Source organism: Moraxella sp. Pampa (assembly GCF_035181385.1).
GTDB lineage: Bacteria > Pseudomonadota > Gammaproteobacteria > Pseudomonadales > Moraxellaceae > Moraxella.
In genome coordinates, this window is the sequence record NZ_JAXCJK010000001.1 from 358,625 (window position 1) to 379,392 (window position 20,768).

At 42.3% G+C, this 20,768-nt stretch carries 12 protein-coding genes; 10 read left to right on the forward strand and 2 right to left on the reverse strand.

The window, feature by feature from the left end; genetic code table 11:
- Positions 1 to 13 precede the first annotated feature (13 nt).
- Positions 14 to 1,075 (reverse strand): 4-hydroxythreonine-4-phosphate dehydrogenase PdxA, encoded by a 1,062-nt coding sequence (gene pdxA, locus R0123_RS01720; RefSeq protein ID WP_323842869.1) that lies wholly within the window; start codon positions 1,073 to 1,075, stop codon positions 14 to 16.
- 178 nt (positions 1,076 to 1,253) lie between these two features.
- On the opposite strand from pdxA, the gene dnaB reads away from it, so the two are divergent.
- The 10 genes from dnaB to R0123_RS01770 all read left to right on the forward strand — a co-directional run bounded on the left by dnaB (position 1,254) and on the right by R0123_RS01770 (position 16,056).
- Positions 1,254 to 2,672, forward strand: a complete 1,419-nt coding sequence (gene dnaB / locus R0123_RS01725) for a replicative DNA helicase (protein WP_323842870.1) — start codon at positions 1,254 to 1,256, stop codon at positions 2,670 to 2,672.
- A gap of 97 nt (positions 2,673 to 2,769) precedes the next feature.
- On the forward strand, positions 2,770 to 3,897 hold the full coding sequence (alr, locus tag R0123_RS01730; protein WP_323842871.1) for an alanine racemase: 1,128 nt from the start codon (positions 2,770 to 2,772) through the stop codon (positions 3,895 to 3,897).
- Positions 3,898 to 4,093: 196 nt separating this feature from the next.
- The gene (argF, locus tag R0123_RS01735) at positions 4,094 to 5,014 is read left to right on the forward strand and encodes an ornithine carbamoyltransferase (RefSeq protein WP_323841535.1); all 921 of its coding nucleotides are present in this window, start codon (positions 4,094 to 4,096) and stop codon (positions 5,012 to 5,014) included.
- A 230-nt stretch (positions 5,015 to 5,244) separates the two neighbouring features.
- Positions 5,245 to 5,949: an SIMPL domain-containing protein gene (locus R0123_RS01740; protein WP_323842872.1), complete on the forward strand. Its 705-nt coding sequence runs from the start codon at positions 5,245 to 5,247 to the stop codon at positions 5,947 to 5,949.
- A gap of 167 nt (positions 5,950 to 6,116) precedes the next feature.
- Complete coding sequence (locus tag R0123_RS01745; protein WP_323842873.1) at positions 6,117 to 7,214, forward strand: L,D-transpeptidase family protein; 1,098 nt, start codon at positions 6,117 to 6,119, stop codon at positions 7,212 to 7,214.
- Between the two features lie 219 nt (positions 7,215 to 7,433).
- Entirely contained in the window at positions 7,434 to 11,015 is a 3,582-nt protein-coding gene (putA, locus tag R0123_RS01750; RefSeq protein ID WP_323842874.1) for a bifunctional proline dehydrogenase/L-glutamate gamma-semialdehyde dehydrogenase PutA, read from the forward strand.
- A 414-nt stretch (positions 11,016 to 11,429) separates the two neighbouring features.
- Positions 11,430 to 13,706 (forward strand): class 1a ribonucleoside-diphosphate reductase subunit alpha, encoded by a 2,277-nt coding sequence (gene nrdA / locus R0123_RS01755; protein WP_323842875.1) that lies wholly within the window; start codon positions 11,430 to 11,432, stop codon positions 13,704 to 13,706.
- A gap of 144 nt (positions 13,707 to 13,850) precedes the next feature.
- Entirely contained in the window at positions 13,851 to 14,183 is a 333-nt protein-coding gene (locus tag R0123_RS01760) for a YbaB/EbfC family nucleoid-associated protein (protein WP_323841540.1), read from the forward strand.
- 17 nt (positions 14,184 to 14,200) lie between these two features.
- Positions 14,201 to 14,794, forward strand: a complete 594-nt coding sequence (gene recR / locus R0123_RS01765) for a recombination mediator RecR (RefSeq protein ID WP_323842876.1) — start codon at positions 14,201 to 14,203, stop codon at positions 14,792 to 14,794.
- A 17-nt stretch (positions 14,795 to 14,811) separates the two neighbouring features.
- Positions 14,812 to 16,056 (forward strand): ribonuclease D, encoded by a 1,245-nt coding sequence (locus tag R0123_RS01770; protein ID WP_323842877.1) that lies wholly within the window; start codon positions 14,812 to 14,814, stop codon positions 16,054 to 16,056.
- 77 nt (positions 16,057 to 16,133) lie between these two features.
- Here R0123_RS01770 and R0123_RS01775 read toward each other — a convergent pair whose 3' ends face one another.
- Complete coding sequence (locus R0123_RS01775; RefSeq protein ID WP_323842878.1) at positions 16,134 to 20,537, reverse strand: NAD-glutamate dehydrogenase; 4,404 nt, start codon at positions 20,535 to 20,537, stop codon at positions 16,134 to 16,136.
- Positions 20,538 to 20,768 lie beyond the last annotated feature (231 nt).

A 20,768-nucleotide genomic window follows, 5' to 3' on the forward strand; every position in this document is an offset into this window, starting at 1 on the left:
GTCATTTAAGTCATTAACCCACCATCTCACACGCCACCTTAATCGCCTGAATCAAACTGCTACTACTTGCACGCCCAGTACCTGCCAAATCCAGTGCTGTACCATGGTCTACCGAGGTGCGTACATAAGGCAAACCCAATGTAATATTGACCGTATCACCAAAACCATGTGATTTGAGCGGTGCCAATCCTTGGTCATGATACATGGCGATGATGGCATCTGCTTGGGACAGATGTTTGTCAGTAAAAATCGTATCGGCAGGCATGGCAAGACTGATATCCACACCTTCATCACGAAATTCTTGTAATACAGGATTGATGACACTCATTTCTTCATCGCCCAGATGACCACTCTCGCCTGCGTGCGGATTCAGTCCACAAACCAAGATTTTTGGGTTTCGTATGCCAAATTGGTTTTTCATTTGGGCATAAGTAATGGCAACTGTTTGGCGGACTTCTGTGGGTGTAACAGCATCTGGTACTTCTTTTAAAGGAATGTGCGTAGTAACAAGTGCCACACGCATTTTAGCATTAGCAAGCATCATCACCACCTTATCACAGCCTGCTTTGTGCATGAAATATTCGGTATGTCCGCTGAAAATCTCACCATCAGCAAGGCAAATTCCACCATCAATCATCACCGACTTTTGAATGGGTGCGGTAACAATCGCCCCAATCACGCCTTTATTTGCCAAAGTGTGTGCCAGATTCAACTGACGCTCTACCATACTGGCGTTATTTGCGTTTAATTGACCTGCAATGACTTTATCTTTACAATGAGTATTCAAGATAAATACACCATGTGGTAAACTTTTATCTTGGGCAAAAGTCATGATTTCATCACCATCAATCACGGTAAAATTTGGAGCTTTATCAATCGCACCCACCGCTTGTAGCTCATTGATACGCTCATTAAAAGCGTGAATGTCAGCTATAATAAACAGTGGTTTTGGTAGCACATCATCATGATGGCAGAGCACATCAATGACGATATCCATACCAATGCCAGCAGGCTCACCTGTGGTAATGAGCAATGGCTTTTTGGCTTGTTGCATACAATTGGGCGTGATGGTCATGACGACATACTCTTAAAATGATTTGAAAAATGATGAAAAGGATTGTTTGATGAGTGGTTGTTTATCAACAAAGATAAGTGGTGGGAAAATTTAGCACTTATTATAATGTTTTTGTGCTAAAATTCGCATTTAAATTAGCAATTTTTCTTTTTAGTTTTTTTAAAGATGGTTAATCAAGATGGCAAAAACAGCCAAACAAACAAAGACTGATCCAAAAGTAGATGATCTATTAAGTCTGCAGCCACCGCATAACATAGAGATTGAGAGAGCCTTGCTTGCGTCTTTGATGAGCATTGATGAGTCTTTTGAAAAGATTGATAACATCGTCAGTGATGATGATTTTTATGGCGAAAGACACAAGCACATCTTTCGAGCAATCACACATCTATCAAGAGTGAATCAGCCTTATGACAGTCTGATGGTCTATGACTATTTAAACACCCAAAATCTGCTCAATACCGCAGGCGGTGAAGAATATCTCATGCAGATTAACCAAAGCCCTGCAACTTTATTCAATCTTGTGCCATATGCCGAGCGAGTGCGTGAGTTTTCGGTATACCGACAGCTCATCAAAGCCGCCAATAATATGCTCAATCTTGCCTACCACCCAAAAAAACAAACGGTGAGCGAGATTCTTGACACAGTAGAGGCTGATATTTTTCGTATCAATGAAAACTACACCAGTGGTGCAAGCAAACAAGGCGTACAAAATGTAACTGACATTTTGCAAAATGTCACCAATCAACTTGCTGAACTAAAAGCACGAGATGGCTCAATCATTGGTCTTGCCACGCCCTTTGAAGAGCTCAACAATAAAACCCAAGGTTTACAAAAAGGCGACATGATTGTCGTGGCGGCTCGCCCATCAATGGGTAAGACGACTTTTGCAATGAATTTGGCAGAATCTGTGCTCATGCAAGGCTTGCCCGTGGTGGTCTTTTCGATGGAGATGCCCGCCGAATCTATCGTTACTCGTATGTTGTCATCTTTGGGTCAAATCAACCAAACCAACCTGCGTTCTGGCAACATGAGCGAACAAGAATGGGCTCAGCTGTCTACTGCCATCACCATGCTCCAAGATACGCATCTGTATGTGGACGCACGCACCAACTTACCACCGACCGAGATTCGCTCAACTTGTCGTCGCATCGCTAAAAACCACGAAAACGGTCTTGGTATGATCATCATTGACTATTTGCAACTGATGAAAGTGCCTGGCATGGAGAATAACCGTGTCGGCGAGATTGGCGAGATTAGCCGCAGTATCAAAGCATTAGCCCGTGAGATGAATTGTCCTGTCGTGGCGTTATCCCAGCTTAACCGTAGCCTTGAAAACAGGCCCAATAAACGCCCTGTGATGTCAGATTTGCGTGAATCAGGAGCGATTGAACAAGACGCTGACCTCATCATGTTCATCTATCGTGATGAGGTGTACAATAAAGACAAAGCAGACAACAAAGGCTTTACTGAGATCATCATTGGCAAACAGCGTAACGGCCCAATTGGCACCGTGCCACTACGCTTTGAAGGGCAATTTACTCGTTTTAGTAATTTTATTGCAGGATATGGTATGCCTGATGATTATGAAGAAGGCTAAATCATCTTTAAGTCATCAGCTTTTTAAAGTCATTAGGTTTTAAGCCACCATATTCAAGACATCAAAGCACTCTACCAAACCAACAACCAATCATACCATGCGAAATACCACTTTAACCATCAATCAATCTGCTCTGCGTCACAATTTATCTGTGATTAAAAATCAGCTCAGTGCTACTTATCCTGCCAAAGTTATGACAATGGTCAAAGCCAATGCCTATGGGCATGGTGTCTCGTATGTCATCGCAGGGTTGGCTGATGCAGACGCTTTTGGTGTGGCATGTTTAAGTGAGGCTTTAGAAGTTAAAAAAACTTGCGATATCCTAGGCATTAAAAAACCCATCGTACTGATTGAAGGTGTATTTGATGAAAATGAATGGCTTGTGGCATTAAAGCACGACTTTGGCTGTGTCATTCATAATGAACAACAGCTTGGCTTTGCCATCAAACACCCTGCTGATAACGACCGATTTATCCATACCATTTGGCTAAAATACAATACAGGTATGAACCGACTGGGCTTTGATCAAGAAGGTGTGATAAAAGCCGCCAATGCTTTAAATGATCTGGGATACAAAATGATTTTAACCAGTCATTTTGCTTGTGCTGACGAAAAAGACAACCCCATGACCAACAAGCAAATCACAAGATTTAATACACTTTTAGGCGAACTTCGCCATGCTGTTAGCAACGACATTCAAGGCTCGTTATGCAACTCAGCTGGCATATTCACACAAAAGGACAATCATCACAACTGGGTGCGTGCAGGCATTGCTTTATATGGCTCTAGTCCCTTTGCACACATTTTAAGTCATGAACTTGGGCTACAACCTGTCATGATTTTTGGTGCACAAATCATGGCAATACAGGCAGTTAAAACAGGCGAAATGGTTGGCTATGGTGGATTATGGACAGCAACCAAATCAAGTCGGATTGGCATTATCAGTTGTGGCTATGGCGATGGCTACCCCAGAGTGGTGGCAGATGCCTCTGTTGGTGTCGTTGTGGGAGATAAAGTCATACGCACGCCAATCATCGGACGAGTAGCAATGGATGTCATGATGATAGATTTAACCAACATCACTGCCGAAGTTGGTACGCCAGTCATTTTATGGGGTGCAGATGGTGCACCCAGCATTGATGAGGTTGCCACTTTTGCAGGAACAACTGGCTATGAGTTGATGTGTCGCACTACCACACGCCCCATTCGAGCAGTCAAGTTTTAATTCATATCAAATACCGATGGCATCAAAACCGCAAAGCAACTAGAATACAAGGTGTCGTATTGCCATTTTACCCAACTTGCGTATTTTTTATTTATCGGTTTATCCATAATTTTATAGGTTTTTATTAAAAATACTGGTCATTTAAATTCAGCTTTGCTATACTTCAGTCGCTCCCCATTCAGTTAAGGGTATCATCATGAGTATTCGCCATTTTCTTACCTTAAAGGATTTATCAAAACAAGAGTTACAAAACATCATCATTCGAGCAGTAGAACTAAAAAAGTTACAGCACGCAGGTGAGATTTATCGCCCGTTTGTAGGGCGAACACTTGCGATGATTTTTGAAAAATCCAGCACACGCACCCGAGTATCTTTTGAGGTGGGCATGGGTCAATTTGGCGGTCAGACAATATTTTTATCACCCAATGATACCCAGCTTGGGCGTGGCGAACCAATTGAAGATTCAGCTCGTGTCATCAGCTCTATGACTGATATTATCATGATTCGCACTTTTGCTCATGAACGATTAGAAACCTTTGCCAAGCATTCCTCTGTCCCTGTCATCAACGCCCTAACGGACGATTACCACCCCTGCCAATTGCTTGCTGATATGCAAACTTACTTTGAACACAAAGGCAATATCAAGGGCAAAACCGTTACATGGGTGGGTGATGGCAACAATATGTGCAACTCATACATTTTGGCATCTGAGCAATTTGGCTTTCATCTTAATATCGCCACACCAAAAGGCTATGAACCAAACAGTAATTTGCTCGCCCAATACGCCCACCGCCTAACTTTAACAAACAGCGTCTTAGATGCCGTCAAAGGCTCGCACCTTGTTGTTACTGATGTTTGGGCCAGCATGGGTCAAGAAGCCGAGCAGAAAAAACGCAAAGCAGATTTTGCTGGCTTTCAAATCACACCAAAGCTTTTGGATACCGCCGATAAAGATGTATTATTCATGCACTGCCTGCCTGCACACCGTGGCGAAGAAATCAGTGAAGACCTGCTAGACGACCCAAGAGCGGTGGTTTGGAGTGAAGCAGAAAACCGCTTATACGCCCAAAAAGCTCTGATAGAATTTTTGCTAAAAGAGCAAATCAAGCCAAGCTGATTTAGACCAAACGAATCAGCTGGTCATTTGTCGTACCAATACACCTAACGCATGGTTACAAATCTACACAACAAATCACTTTTACTTTAGCAAATTTATGCTAAATTGATGGCGTGACAATTCTTGCTTTGCTTATCAAAGCCTTGTCAAACGACAGGGCTTTGATAAATGACAAGTAAGTTGATGGAAAAACCCACCCTGCCTCATTTAACTTTTATTAAAAAATACATATGCGTTCATTTCAATTCATCTCCGTTGCTGCTGCCGCTGCTTTATCTGCCATTGTTTCAACTAGCCATGCAAGTCAAAGCAACTATAACCGCATCAGTTTTAGCGTCAACGCCAAACAAGAAGTTGCCAACGATGAAATTCAAGCCACTCTTACCAAGACAACTCAAGCAAAAACTGTTGCCGAGATTGCCAAAAATCTAAATAAAACCACCAATGATGCACTCATCATCGCCAAAAAATACCCCAATGTTGCCGTTAAAACCTCCTATCATGACACCTATCCACGCTATGGTACAAATCATCTCATTACAGGCTTTACAGGGCTGGCATCTATAGAAATTAAAAGCCAAGATTTAACAGAGGCCAGTCAGCTTATTGCCGAACTACAATCACTGATGGCATTGGAAAATTTATCATTTCATGTATCATCAAATGCCAATGACGCCATCAAAAAACAACTGATCTTAGATGCTGTCAAACACTTTCAAGAAGAAGCCGCCGTCATTAGCCAAGCCTTCGGTGCAAAAGATTATAAAATCGTTTCGGTAAAGCTTGGTGATGACAACAATTATCACACACGCACCCTAGCACCAATGATGGCAATGGCAAAAGACGCCAGCATAGGCATTGAAAACCCAAAATTTGAAAGCGGTAAGACCACCATTGGCTATGATGTCAGCGGTACGATTGAGCTGATTAAATGAATAAAAAGTGGTTTAGGTTTAAGCTTTGCTTAAAGCACCAAAATGGCAAAAGCAATAAAAATACTCTAAAAATCATCAACCTATACTTTTAAGGTTTTAAGACATCAAAAATCATGTTATCATGACGCCATTTTGACATCATCATCTCTTATTATTGGTGAATTTATATGAATCACAAAACCAACTTAATCACAAGCATTTTATTTGCCTTATCACTAAGTTCAGTCAGTCTTGCTTTTGCTAACGAGACCAACACCGATGACATTGTTGATATTATTGATGGCGAAGTGGAGGTATTGCAATCCACCCAAACCACAGACAACAGTGCCATACAAAGCATTGAGCAAGATGGCAAGCGTATTACCACGGTCAATCTGTCCAGCTATGCCAGACAGGTCAATCAAGCTGTTTGGTCACCAGACATGAAAGTCAACACTGCCATGACCATCAAGATGCAAGTATTGTTGGATTGGAATCATGCCAGTCCAGGCCCTATTGATGGTGGCTGGGGCATGAACAGCAAAAAAGCACTGATTAATTTTCAAAAAATGCACAATCTTGAACCGACAGGCAAGATGGACGAGGCAACTTGGGCGGCATTAACAAAAGATATTGACAGCAATCAGCCAGTATTGGTCTCTTATACCATCACCAAAGAAGATGCTGAAAACCCATACAAAACCCTGCCAAACAATGCAGAATCTCGCTCCAAGCTACAAGCACTTGGCTATGAAAATATTCAAGAAATGCTTGGCGAGCGTTTTCATATGGATGTCAAATATCTAAAAAAACTCAACCCAACCAAACAATTTGTTGAAGGCGAAACCATCACCGTCATCAATACAGGCAAGCCAGCATCGGAGCGAGTGACTCGAGTGGTTGCTGACCGCAATGAAAAAGTATTGCTTGCCTATAATGGTGATAAATTGGTGGCAACCTACCCTACCACCATTGGTAGTACTGCCACAGCCACACCAAGTGGCAAATTCAAGGTTGTTAATAAAGTTAAGATGCCACACTACAAAGCCACTGTAAACCGTGATAGCGAAACTGATAAAAAAACCTTCATTCTACCACCTGGACCAAACAGTCCTGTAGGCGTAGTCTGGATGGGTCTGAATAAGCCAAGCTATGGCATTCATGGTTCGCCAGTGCCAGAGGGCATCAGTCGCCAAGCCTCACTTGGTTGCGTTCGCCTGACCAACTGGGATGTACTTGAACTGTACGCCAACATTCAAAATGGTGCAACAGTTGAGATTCGTTAAGATCATCTTAAAAAATTAATCACAGCAAAAAAGATTTAAAAATTTAAGAAAATAAAAAAGCCACAAGTCATTCTTGGGCTTTTTTTATTTACAAATACTCTTATTTGATTGGGATTTTTAATTAAGATAATGATATAATAAAACACTATATGCTTTATGCCAAGTATCAAGCATGATGATGTAAAAATTGTACTTATTTTGTTGTTTTAAGGAAAAATCATGTTTCATTTTGCCCATGACCAAGGTCCACTTCGTGATGCCATCACCAGTGCCTATCGCCTAGATGAACCAAGTGCTGTCAAAAATCTGGCATCAACCCTACAATTTGACACCGCTCAAAAAGATGACATTCGCACTCTAGCACATCGTCTGATCACACAGGTTCGTGCAGACCGCTCCAAATCCTCGGGTGTAGATGCACTCATGCAAGAGTTTTCATTATCTAGTGAAGAGGGTGTGGCACTGATGTGCCTTGCTGAATCACTGCTACGCATTCCAGACACCGCCACACGAGACAAGCTTATCCAAGACAAATTATCTGATGGCGACTGGAAAAGTCATGTTGGCAACAGTCCGTCAATGTTTGTCAATGCTGCCGCTTGGGGTTTGGTGCTGACAGGCAAATTGACACAGCCAACCAACGACAGTTTAGGCTCTGCACTGACTCGAATCATTCAAAAAGGTGGTGCACCATTCATTCGTGCAGGTGTTAATCACGCCATGAAAATCTTAGGTCAGCAATTTGTCACTGGCCAGACCATTAATGAAGCACTTGCCAATGGCAAAGAGCGTGAAAAATTAGGCTATCGTTTTAGTTTTGATATGCTTGGCGAGGCAGCAATGACCGCCGAAGATGCCGACCGTTATTACAATGATTATGTTACTGCCATTCATGCCATTGGCAAAGATGCCAAAGGTCGTGGTGTGTATGATGGCAATGGCATTTCTGTCAAGCTGTCTGCCATTCACCCACGCTACTTTCGTGCACAGCATGAGCGTGTGATGACCGAACTGTTGCCACGCCTAAAAGCCTTGTTTATTCTTGCCAAAGAGTATAATATTGGTCTAAATATTGACGCTGAAGAAGCAAATCGCCTAGAATTATCACTGGATTTGATGGAAAAATTGGTATCAGATCCTGATTTGGCAGGTTTTAATGGCATTGGCTTTGTGGTACAAGCCTATCAAAAACGCTGTCCTTATGTGATTGACTATCTCATTGATCTAGCTCGCCGAAACAACCAAAAACTCATGATTCGCCTTGTAAAAGGTGCATATTGGGACAGCGAAATTAAATGGGCACAGGTTGATGGCATGGACGGATATCCAGTTTATACCCGTAAAGTTCATACCGATGTGTCATATTTGGCATGTGCCAAAAAACTGCTTGCCGCTCAAGATGCCATTTTCCCACAGTTTGCCACACATAATGCCCAGTCTCTTGCTACTATTTATAAGATGGGCGAGGGTAAAGATTTTGAATTCCAATGCCTACATGGCATGGGCGAAACCTTGTATGATCAAGTTGTTGGTGAAAAAAATCTGGGTCGTCGTGTGCGTATTTATGCACCTGTTGGCACGCACAAAACCCTACTTGCCTATTTAGTTCGTCGCTTGCTTGAAAATGGTGCTAACTCATCATTTGTCAATCGCATTGTAGATGAAAAAGTGAGTATTGATGCACTGACCATATCGCCACTAGATGAGATTGATGTTAATAACATTACTGCCAATCCACTCACACCAAAACCACGCCACATTTATGGCGAGCGTCTAAATTCATATGGCATCGACCTATCCAATGAACACATTTTGGCAGAACTGCAAGCCAACATGAATGCCGCACTTGACATTAATTTTGACATCAGCTCAATCACAAGCATTCCTGTGCAACACAACATGGCACACGATGTGAAAAACCCTGCTGACAACAACGACATTGTTGGCCGTGTGTCATTCCTTAACCCAATCTGTGTTCATGATGTCATCACCGCCACAATCAACGCTCAGGGTGCATGGCAAGCAACCACACCAAAGGCTCGTGCTGATGTTTTGCGTCGTTTTGCCGACACACTAGAATCCCCAAAGCATATGGCACTACTAATGATGATTGCCATGCGCGAAGCTGGCAAAACACTATCAAATGCTATTGCTGAAGTGCGTGAAGCGGTGGATTTTTGTCGTTACTACGCCGATGAAGTGGAGCGTCTTAATCTAAATAGTCCTTTAGGGACAGTAATAGCAATTAGCCCTTGGAATTTTCCACTTGCCATCTTTGTTGGTGAAGTGGTGTCCGCTTTGGCTGCTGGCAATACCGTTGTCGCCAAACCTGCTGAGCAAACCTCAATCATTGCACATTTGGCAGTAACATGGTTGCATGAGGCAGGCGTACCAACCGACGCACTACAACTGGTGCTAGGTGCAGGTGATGTAGGGAGTGCATTAACAACAGACGATCGCATTGATGGGGTAATTTTTACAGGCTCAACCGAAGTTGCCAAACGCATCAATAGTGTTTTGGCAGCTCGCACTGACAATCCTGTGCTGATCGCTGAAACTGGCGGTATGAATGCAATGATTGTTGATTCTACCGCTTTGCCAGAGCAAGTATGTACCGATGTTTTGGCATCTGCCTTTGACTCGGCAGGCCAGCGATGCTCGGCTCTTCGTATCTTATGTATCCAAGAGGACATTGCCGATCACATGATTGAGATGATTAAGGGTGCAATGGACGAATTGGTAGTAAACAGTCCTGCTTTATTATCAACAGATGTAGGCCCTGTCATTGATGCAGAGGCCCAAGAAAATCTACTCAATCACATCAACACTCTAAAACAGACCGCTGGCTATCATGAAGTCAAGATTCGTTCAAACAGTCAAGGAACATTTGTAGCACCCATCATGTTTGAGCTACAAAACCTATCGCAACTAAAAAAAGAAGTGTTTGGTCCAGTTTTGCATGTCGTGCGTTTTGCAGCACATGAACTTAATGATTTGATTGATGACATCAACAAAAAAGGCTTTGCGCTAACACATGGCATTCATAGCCGTATTGACGGTACAATCAATCACATCGCCAGTCGTATTGAGGCGGGCAATGTCTATATTAACCGCAACATCGTTGGTGCAGTTGTTGGCGTACAGCCATTTGGTGGTCATGGCATGAGTGGCACAGGGCCAAAAGCAGGTGGTCCATTCTACTTGCAACGCCTAAGCCGTCTTAATATTTGGCACACGCCAAACATTGATGATTTGGCACAAATTGACGAACAAGCATTAAGTCATACAATTACTGTTGCCAAAAAACTGGGTATTACCGACAGTGAAATTCAAAACCTAAATCACATCGCCAATCATGCCAAAGCATCATCATTAAATGGTGCAACCATTACTCTACCAGGGCCGACAGGTGAGCGAAATACTTTGTCATGGCGTGCACCATATGCAGTAACAATCTATGGTGGCAATTTGGTGCAGTCTTTGAATGTTTTGGCTATTTTGGCAGCAAATGGTATCCAAGCAACCATCACGCCCAAGCATGTTTTATCCACGCATGCTAATGAGTTTGATGGTATCATTACCGTTACCGAACAAGCAGGTGCCGATGCTAACGACATCATCATCGCCCTTGATGCCATGCCAAGCGAAGAACAGGTGCGTTTGGCTGACTTAGACGGTACAATCCGCCGAGTGATTGATGCAACACATGGGCTTGACATCGCACGCTTATATCATGAAATCAGCCAAAGTTACAATACCACTGCCGCAGGTGGTAATGCCAGCCTAATGGCAAGTGCTTGATTGTTTTGATGTTTGCAAAAAATACGCACTCAATTGAGTGCGTATTTTTATAAAATAAATCAATTTCTCTCATCATTTTAAAATTTCAATTAAAAAAAATTTTTAACCTATTGACAAATCTACACCCCTTGCCAGCTCTATTGTGAATAAAGCAAGAAAAATCCACCCATAAAATTGCCAAAAAAACAAGCTAGTATTTTAAAAATTTTTAGGCTATATTGTGCTTATTCAAAGATAAGCATCTAGATGTGGTAGCAGATATCTAAAAGTAGTATTCATCGATGTGGCAGTTTAATACTCGGTAGCATATCCAACCGCTTAAAACACATCACGCCCTCTTGTATTGATAAAACTTATTATCATTCAGGCAGTATACTAACACTCAACTCGTTCATAATATGGAAAAATGCGTTCATGACACACATTGACAAAATCCAAGTGATAAAAAGAGATGGCAGATTGGAGTCGATTGACCTAGAAAAAATCCACAAAGTCATCGCATGGGCAGCCAAAGATTTAAATAATGTCTCCGTATCGCAAGTGGAGTTAAAATCGCACATTCAGTTTTATGATGGCATTCGCACCAAAGACATTCACGAAACCATCATCAAGGCAGCTGCCGACTTAATTTCAGCAGAGACACCTGATTACCAATATTTGGCTGCGCGTTTGGCAATTTTTCACTTACGCAAAATTGCCTATGGTGAATATGAACCGCCACACCTATATGATCATGTCATCAAACTTACCCAATCTGGCAAATACGACAAACATATCGTAGAAGATTACTCAAAAGCAGAATTTGATGAACTAAACACTTACATTGACCACGAACGCGATATGAACCTTGCTTATGCTGCTGTTGAACAGATGATGGGTAAATATCTTGTGCAAGACCGAGTAACCAAGCAAGTTTATGAAAGCCCACAATTTTTATATATTTTAGTAGGCATGTGCTTGTTTGCCAACTATGATAAAGTAGAGCGTTTAAGCTACATCAAGCGTTTTTATGATGCAACTTCCAATTTCTACATTTCTTTGCCCACGCCCATCATGGCAGGCGTGCGTACACCAACACGCCAATTCAGCTCGTGTGTACTGATTGAATGCGATGACAATCTAGACAGTATTAATGCCACCACTTCTGCCATCGTTCGTTATGTCTCGCAGCGTGCTGGCATTGGTGTTAACGCAGGTGCAATCCGTGCATTAGGCTCACCCATTCGTGATGGTGAAGCCCAGCACACAGGTTGTATTCCGTTTTTTAAAATGTTTCAAGCGGCGGTCAAATCCTGCTCACAAGGCGGTGTTCGTGGCGGGGCCGCAACTTTGTTTTATCCAATGTGGCATCTGGAAGTTGAAAGTTTGCTTGTTCTTAAAAATAACCGTGGCGTTGAAGATAACCGTGTTCGCCACATGGATTATGGTGTACAAATCAACAAAACTTTATACACCCGTCTCATTCAAAACAAAGACATCACGCTATTTTCACCATCTGATGTGCCAGGTCTGTATGAAGCATTTTTTGCCGACCAGACAGAATTTGAACGCCTATATGTCAAATATGAGGCGGATAGTAATATCCGAAAACGCAAAATTGCTGCACGAGAGCTGTTTAGCCTAATGCTTCAAGAGCGTGCCAGCACAGGTCGTATCTATGTACAAAATGTAGACCACTGCAACACACACAGTCCATTTGATCCAAGTATTGCACCAATTCGCCAATCAAACCTATGTATGGAAATTGCCCTGCCAACCAAACCACTTGATAACATCAATGATGAAGATGGTGAAATCGCTCTTTGCACACTATCAGCAATTAATTTGGGTAAAATCAATGAGTTGTCAGATATTGAAGAACCTGCCGAACTGATAGTGCGTGCACTTGATGCCCTGCTTGATTATCAAGACTACCCTGTTATTGCTGCTAAAAAAGGCAGTTTGAATCGTCGCACACTGGGCGTAGGTGTCATTAACTATGCCTACTATCTTGCAAAAAATGGCACAAACTACTCAGATAGTACCGCATTGGGCTTGACGCACCGCACCTTTGAGGCACTACAGTACTACTTACTCAAAGCCTCAAACAAACTTGCCAAAGAGCAAGGTGCTTGTCCATGGTTTGATCAAACAACTTATAGTCAAGGCATATTGCCAATTGACACTTATAAGGCAGATTTGGATAACATTTGTCAAGAGCCTTTGCATTATGATTGGGAAGGCTTGCGTGGTGATATTCAAAAGCACGGACTTCGTAATTCAACTTTGACCGCTTTGATGCCATCAGAAACCAGCTCACAGATTGCCAACGCCACCAATGGCATTGAACCGCCACGAGGACTTGTTTCCATCAAACAATCCAAAGATGGCATCTTAAAGCAAGTCGTGCCTGATATTGAACAATTGGCAAACCGCTATGAATTATTGTGGCAAATGCCCGACAATAATGGTTATTTGCGTTTGGTTGGCATCATGCAAAAATTCATTGACCAAAGTATTTCAGCCAATACCAATTATGACCCATCAAAATTTGAAGGTGGCAAGGTGCCAATGAAAGTACTGATTCAAGATCTCTTGACCGCCTATAAATTTGGTGTAAAAACCCTATATTACCACAACACGCGTGATGGTGCAGATGATTCACAAGGCGACATTGACGATGGTTGTGCAGGTGGTGCATGTAAACTATAAGTACACCATAAATACATTGTAATTTCAATATATCAATAGATACAATCTAAGTGGGTAAAATTTACCAACTTAGCTTTTTGATGTCAGTTTATGCTATAATGAGTAAAATTTTGCTTAATTTTAACCAGATATAGGGAAAAAATCATGAACATTCAAGCACTCATGCAACAAGCTCAAGCCATGCAAAAGCAAGTTGAAAAAAATGTCGAAGCTGCCAAAGCAAGCCTTGCTAATAAAGAAGTTCATGGCGAAGCGGGTAATGGTTTGGTAAAAGTAACCATGACTGGTCGCCATGTGGTTAAGCGTCTTAGCATTGACCCAAGCCTAATGAATGATGAACCTGACATGATTGAAGACTTGGTGGCTGCTGCCATCAACGATGCCGTTCGTCAAGCTGACGAACTATATGAAGAGGTTATGGCTGGTGCGACAACAGGCATGGGATTGCCAAAAGGTATGCAAGGTTTGTTTGGCTAAAACTGAGTAACTGTTTCGTGCTAACTCCTAATTTTGCGAACTTAGTCAAAGAGCTACAACATTTGCCTGGCGTTGGACAAAAAACAGCTCAGCGCATGGCATTGCAACTGCTCTCCAAAAAGCGGTTACAAGGCATCAGTCTTGCCCAAGCACTAGATACCGCCATGCGTAATATCGTTGAATGTCGCCATTGCCACTCATTTAGCGATGATGACATTTGCTCGATTTGTAGCGATGTGCGTCGTGATGAAACCTTACTATGCGTTGTTGAAAGTGCATCAGATGTGATGGCGGTTGAACAAAGTGGTGCATATCGAGGTAAGTATTTTGTCTTAGGTGGGCATTTATCCCCCATTGATGGCATCAATGCAGACGATTTACATATTGATGAGCTCATCTTTCGCCTAAAAAACAATCCCATTAAAGAATTGATTCTTGCCACAGGTGCGACCGTCGAAGGTCAAACAACCGCCTTTTTTATCAATGAAGCCGCCCGCCCCCATGTTGAAAAGATCACTCGTCTTGCCCAAGGCATTCCTATCGGTGGTGAGCTTGAATATGTTGATAGCCTAACCTTGCATCAAGCTCTACAAAATCGTGCCTTTATATAACATATAATTTGTACAATATGACCAATTTATCTGCCAATATCACCGACACCACCGACCGTTTTAATTTTTTTCGTGCCCATGATGTGGACTTTCACGCCTTAAATGATTTACCCACCATATGGGTACGCACCGAAGATGAGTTGTACGCACTCATTGATGAGATTGACTCGGTTGATGTCGTTGCACTTGACACCGAATTCATTAAACGCACTACTTATTATCCAATTTTAGCACTGGTGCAGGTCAACACAGGGCGTGCAATTTATCTGGTAGATGCTCCCAAATTAGATTTAACTGAATTTTGGCAAGCACTCATTGAGGTACCAACGATGGTGTGGTATGCTTGCGGTGAGGATTTGGGTATTTTTTATTTACTTGCCAAAAATCCAGCCTTAACCAATATTTTTGATGTACAAATTGGCGTGGCTTATTTGACAGGCAAACTACAAGTAGGCTACGGTCAGGCAGTAAGCGAAATTTTAGGCATTGATCTGAACAAAGGCGAAAGTCAATCCGATTGGCTTATCCGCCCTCTAAGCCAAGAGCAAGAAGTGTATGCTGCCAACGATGTGCGTTATTTACTCGCACTTTATGAAGCTGTAAAAGAAAAACTTCAACAAAATCAAGTCATTGAATATGTGTACGAAGACAGCAATCTATACGCCAAAGAGCTGCACGATACCGCCAACATGGACGATGGCATACTGTATTTGGATTTTTGTGCACCTGAGTACAACCGCCTACAAATAGGGGTGCTAAAAGAGCTTGTATTGTGGCGTGAATCACTTGCAAGAGCAATTAACGAACCAAGAACTTTCATCATTAGCAAGCAGGCAATGCGTGAGATTATTGAAACTTTGCCTGATAACATCAAGCTGTTGGCCAGAACCACCATCAATCGTGGTTCGCTACGCAAATATGGCGATGAAATTGTGCGGATCATTCACTCAGTAAAATCACAATCAGCAGATACCCTACCTCCTTTACCACCCCCTGTATATCGTAGCAAAGACAAACCCTTTAAAAAATTGCTTGACCAAGCCATCAGCGATTATAGCCATGTCATTCATGTTCCAGAGAACATACTGCTGCGTGGACGCTGGATTAATGATTTACTCATCATGGTCGCACAGGGCTCATCTGATGACCAGTTGCCACTTGGCTTGCAAGGATACCGAAAAGCGTGGACGATAGGCACGCTTTTACCATTGCTTCAACAATACAAACCACAAATTTTGGCAGGCATGAATTTAAATCAGTAAGCTCGCCCTCCCCAAAGTATTCATTAAAAAACCAGAACCTAAATAAGTTCTGGTTTTTTATCGCTAAGCATCAAGGTTTATTGTGTCATGGCAGATACTTGTACAGGCAGTCTGGCAAATAATGTTGCTGATTTTGCTGACAAACCTTGACTTTCTAGCATTTTGGCATAGGCAGTATCAATCAGATCTGATGAATCCGCCAGAGCACTGATCGTAATTGTCAATTTAGCCACATCAATCTGGTCGTTTACCATCAACAATGCCAAAATGGCACGCTGTAAATCACGACGCATGGCAATCTCAATGTCAAGTTGCAACTGAGCACTTACTTGATTATCAAGTAGCCCAATCTCATTCCAAAGCTTTTGCACACCAAAAGCATCACGCACCACCGCATAAGCTCGTGTGATGTCAGCAATGCTACGCCCTGTTTGCTTATAAATATCAAACACAGTTTCTATCCCCAAGCGATTCACCAGACCATTGGTCAGATAAGTACTGATGATTTCTCGGTGCAGACGATGCTTGACCATCTCATCAAAATATGGTTTGTCTAACGCATTTGGGAAATATTTTCTTAGCTCATTTAAAAAATACGCATCATCTGCCAATGAACTTGATAGCATTTCTTCATAGACCCACATTTTACCATATGCCAATAAAATCGCAAATTCTGGATTAGTGAGACCCAAATTTGCCAACCGACGCTCTTTTATCTCATCATCGCTTGGCAAATACTCAATGGCACGGTCCAAACGACCTGCATTTTCCAAAAACTGCATGAAGTTTTGATGCTCTGGTAATCTAGATGGTGCCTCACGCGATGACAATTCAATGGCTTGTGGTTGCAGATAGTTTTGGCGTAAAACAAGCTGTGCCACCTCGTCGGTCATGCTTTCAAGCAAAACATTACGCTGTTTAATCGTCATCTCATCCTGTTCAACGACTGCACCTAACAAAATCTTAATGTTTACCTCGTGGTCAGAGCAGTTCACACCTGCCGAGTTGTCAATAGCGTCAGTATAGATACGACCACCATTTTTGGCATACTCAATACGACCTTTTTGAGTACAGCCCAAGTTACCGCCCTCTCCTACTACTTTGGCACTCACCTCTCTGCCATTAACACGGATACAGTCATTGGTGCGATCGCCAACATCAGCGTGCTCTTCATCAGATGATTTGATATAAGTACCAATACCACCATTCCAAATCAAGTCCACAGGTGCTTTTAGCAAACGATTCAAAAGCTCGTTTGGTGTCAAGGTATCTTCTGCAATACCAAACGCCTCTTTCATCTGTGGCGTGATGGCAATGGATTTATCCGTGCGATTAAAGATGCCGCCGCCTTCACTGATCAAAGTGACATCATAATCTGTCCACATTGAACGAGGCAAATTAAATAGACGCTGACGCTCAGCAAAAGAAGTCTTTGCATCTGGATTTGGATCAATGAAAATATGCAAATGATTAAAAGCGGCTTGCAAGCGGATATTTTTGGACAAAAGCATACCATTGCCAAATACATCACCTGACATATCACCAATTCCCACGACGGTAAATTCATCGCTGTTTTGAATGTCTTTGCCCATTAAGCGAAAATGACGCTTGACACTCTCCCACGCACCTCTTGCCGTAATACCCATGCCCTTATGGTCATAGCCTGCACTGCCACCAGAGGCAAAAGCGTCTTGCAACCAAAAGCCATACTCTGCCGACAATTTATTAGCAATGTCTGAAAAAGTTGCTGTACCTTTATCGGCTGCCACCACCAGATAAGGATCATCTTCATCATGACGTACGGTATTGGCAGGTGGTACAACTTTGCCATCAACCAAATTGTCTGTCAAATCAAGCAATCCACGAATGAAAGTCTGATAGCACGCCACACCCTCAGCTTGCCATTCTTCACGGCTTGATGCCTTAGTGCGGTCTTTGCAAACAAAGCCACCTTTTGAACCCACAGGAACAATGACGGCATTTTTAACCATTTGAGCCTTAACAAGCCCCAGCACCTCGGTACGATAATCCTCCATGCGGTCAGACCATCTAAGACCACCACGCGCAACCTTACCACCACGCAAATGCACACCCTCTGTGCGTGCTGAATACACATAAATTTCAAACATTGGTTTGGGCTTGGGCAGATGAGGAATTTGACTGGCAGCAAACTTAAACGACACCCGATCTTTACGATTACCCAATGGATCAACTTGATAAAAACTGGTACGAAGTAGTGCACCAATCAAATCTAAGAACCAACGAATGATACGGTCTTCGTCCAAGCTTTGAACTTTGGCCAGTTTGACATCAATGTCCTTTTGAACAGTGGCAATCACAAATTCACGCTCAATCACATCAGGCGACATCTTGGCATGAAATAGCTCAACCAATTTTTCACTCAGCTTGGGGTTTTTAACCAATGTTGCGTGAATATAATCATTAGAAAATGGTGCACGAGCCTGAACCATATAACGAGATAATGCACGCAAAATCAGCACATCATAGGCATCTAGGCTGGTCGTTAAAATCAGTTCGTTCAGTTTATCCGACTCAATGTTGCCTTGCCAAATCTCACGCAAGCTGTCCTCAAACTGACGACGCACCACATCAAGATCAATGCTGATACCATTGCGTAATTTTAGCTTGTATTCTTGTAGCCAAGCACTTTGATTATTGTCAAATTGGAAAGTCTGTGCACTTAACACCAATACACCAAAGTTCTCCAAAATCGGCAATACGAGCGATAAAATCAACGGTTCGCCTTGCCCATAAAGTTTTAAGGTCAGTCTATCCGCCCCTTCACCCACAGGCTGATACAGTCGCCACACCATTGGATTATTTTCATTAATGACAAGCAATCGCTTAGTATCGGCAGCGGCGGTGTTGGCATCATAGCGTTCTTTGTAGGCCGCAGGAATAAAATCCCCATACTCACGCATGATTCGGTTGGCTTCGCTTTCACCCAAGTCTTCACTAAGCACTTTTAGATACTCATCAGACCAATTTTGCATGAGTGTGGCAAGTTTATTTTCAAGCATGGCGGTATCCACAGGCTTGATATTTCCTGGAATGGTGCGTACATGAATATGCACTCGTGCATGGTGCAAGTCATTAAACTCAGTAGTGAAATTTGATGACTGGCCACCATAGCTTTCGGTCAAAAGATTTTGAATTTTAATGCGTAACTGCGTATCAAATTTATGGCGTGGAACATACACAAGGCAAGAGACAAAGCGTTGATAATGATCAATTCGTGTAAAAAGACGCAAGCGGTTTTTATCTTGTAATTGACTGATGGCACTTACCATTGGATACAGCTCATCAATGCCTGCTTGAAATAAGTCATCTCGTGGCAAGGTGTTGATGATGTGAGCCAGTTTTAAATAACTATGGCCATTCTTTGGCAAGCCCGACATACCAAGGATTTGCTCAGCTTTTTCACGAAGTAGTGGGATATTATTCACACTCGTCTGATAAGCACGAGAGGTCAATAATCCTACAAAGCGATATTCACCAATCAGCCTGCCATTACCATCATATTTATGAATGCCTAAAAAATCCATATAAACAGGGCGATGCACAGGTGATTCATGGCGAGACTTGGACAATAAAATCACCCGTGGCAAGCTCAGTAGATGCTTTAACTGACCTGGCAAGCGATGAAAGCTTTGCGACAGCGTATCTGTTGATACTCCACGCAATACACCAAGACCGCTACCACCCACCGAATACAATTTGGCGTCCTCACCCAATTCATCGAATCGATATTCACGAAAACCCATAAAAATAAAGTTATCATTACCAATCCAATCCAAAAATTCCAGCACTTCTTCTTTAGAATGATACTTGGTTGGTATGGACGCATTTGCCATCTCATCACGAATGATGGTCAGCTTATCACGCATGATTGCCCAATCTGCAACAATGACATCTAGCGTGTGAATCTTGGCAAGCAATATCTCATGAATTTCATCAAGCACTTTGTCATCTTGGCGTGCAATTTCGCAATGAAGCAGTGAATACTGCTGGGCAATATCAGCACCACTTTCATCTGTCGTGGCGATATCAATGATATTGCCTGTTGCATCACGCACAACTTTAATGATGCTATTATGAATACGCTTGACCGACACGCCCTTTTTTTCAAGACTCATCAACACGGTATCGGTCAGAAATGGGCGGTCAAACACCACCATCTGAATCACACTGTTTTTACTGGCAAAATAATGCTCATCGCTCACAGGGTTGATGACAGATAAGCGTGGGATTTGACCGTTGTGGTTTTGCAACTGGCTAAAATGGTGCAATGCCATGCCTGCCAAATCATAATCACTCAGCACACCTGCAACATCATGGTGTAGGTGCTCATAATAAATACAAATGAATTTGCTCAAAAGCTCGGGATTTTCATGGCTTTTGTCAATAGCGATGCCGATAATATTGGCAATGCGTTCATCATCAATTGTTAAGCTATTCATACGCTTCCATCAGTTTTTGTTTATTTTAAAAAATTGGCATGAAAACACGCCAATTAACGCATAAATTAACCAAACATCAATGCAAATGCAAATGGGAAATTATTGTTTAGTTATCATAAAAAATAATAAATAATAATTTTTTATACCAATTTCCTGATAAATATGAACAAAATATCATCATTAAGACCAAATCAAGATTAAGACTTGTTGATAAATCAATCGCTTGTGATA

What these genes read in the sequence shown, in the direction of transcription:
- pdxA (WP_323842869.1), bottom strand. Translation starts at nt 1,075, where the DNA reads ATGACCATCACGCCCAATTGTATGCAACAAGCCAAAAAGCCATTGCTC.
- dnaB (WP_323842870.1), top strand. Translation starts at nt 1,254, where the DNA reads ATGGCAAAAACAGCCAAACAAACAAAGACTGATCCAAAAGTAGATGAT.
- alr (WP_323842871.1), top strand. Translation starts at nt 2,770, where the DNA reads ATGCGAAATACCACTTTAACCATCAATCAATCTGCTCTGCGTCACAAT.
- argF (WP_323841535.1), top strand. Translation starts at nt 4,094, where the DNA reads ATGAGTATTCGCCATTTTCTTACCTTAAAGGATTTATCAAAACAAGAG.
- R0123_RS01740 (WP_323842872.1), top strand. Translation starts at nt 5,245, where the DNA reads ATGCGTTCATTTCAATTCATCTCCGTTGCTGCTGCCGCTGCTTTATCT.
- R0123_RS01745 (WP_323842873.1), top strand. Translation starts at nt 6,117, where the DNA reads ATGAATCACAAAACCAACTTAATCACAAGCATTTTATTTGCCTTATCA.
- putA (WP_323842874.1), top strand. Translation starts at nt 7,434, where the DNA reads ATGTTTCATTTTGCCCATGACCAAGGTCCACTTCGTGATGCCATCACC.
- nrdA (WP_323842875.1), top strand. Translation starts at nt 11,430, where the DNA reads ATGACACACATTGACAAAATCCAAGTGATAAAAAGAGATGGCAGATTG.
- R0123_RS01760 (WP_323841540.1), top strand. Translation starts at nt 13,851, where the DNA reads ATGAACATTCAAGCACTCATGCAACAAGCTCAAGCCATGCAAAAGCAA.
- R0123_RS01770 (WP_323842877.1), top strand. Translation starts at nt 14,812, where the DNA reads ATGACCAATTTATCTGCCAATATCACCGACACCACCGACCGTTTTAAT.
- R0123_RS01775 (WP_323842878.1), bottom strand. Translation starts at nt 20,537, where the DNA reads ATGAATAGCTTAACAATTGATGATGAACGCATTGCCAATATTATCGGC.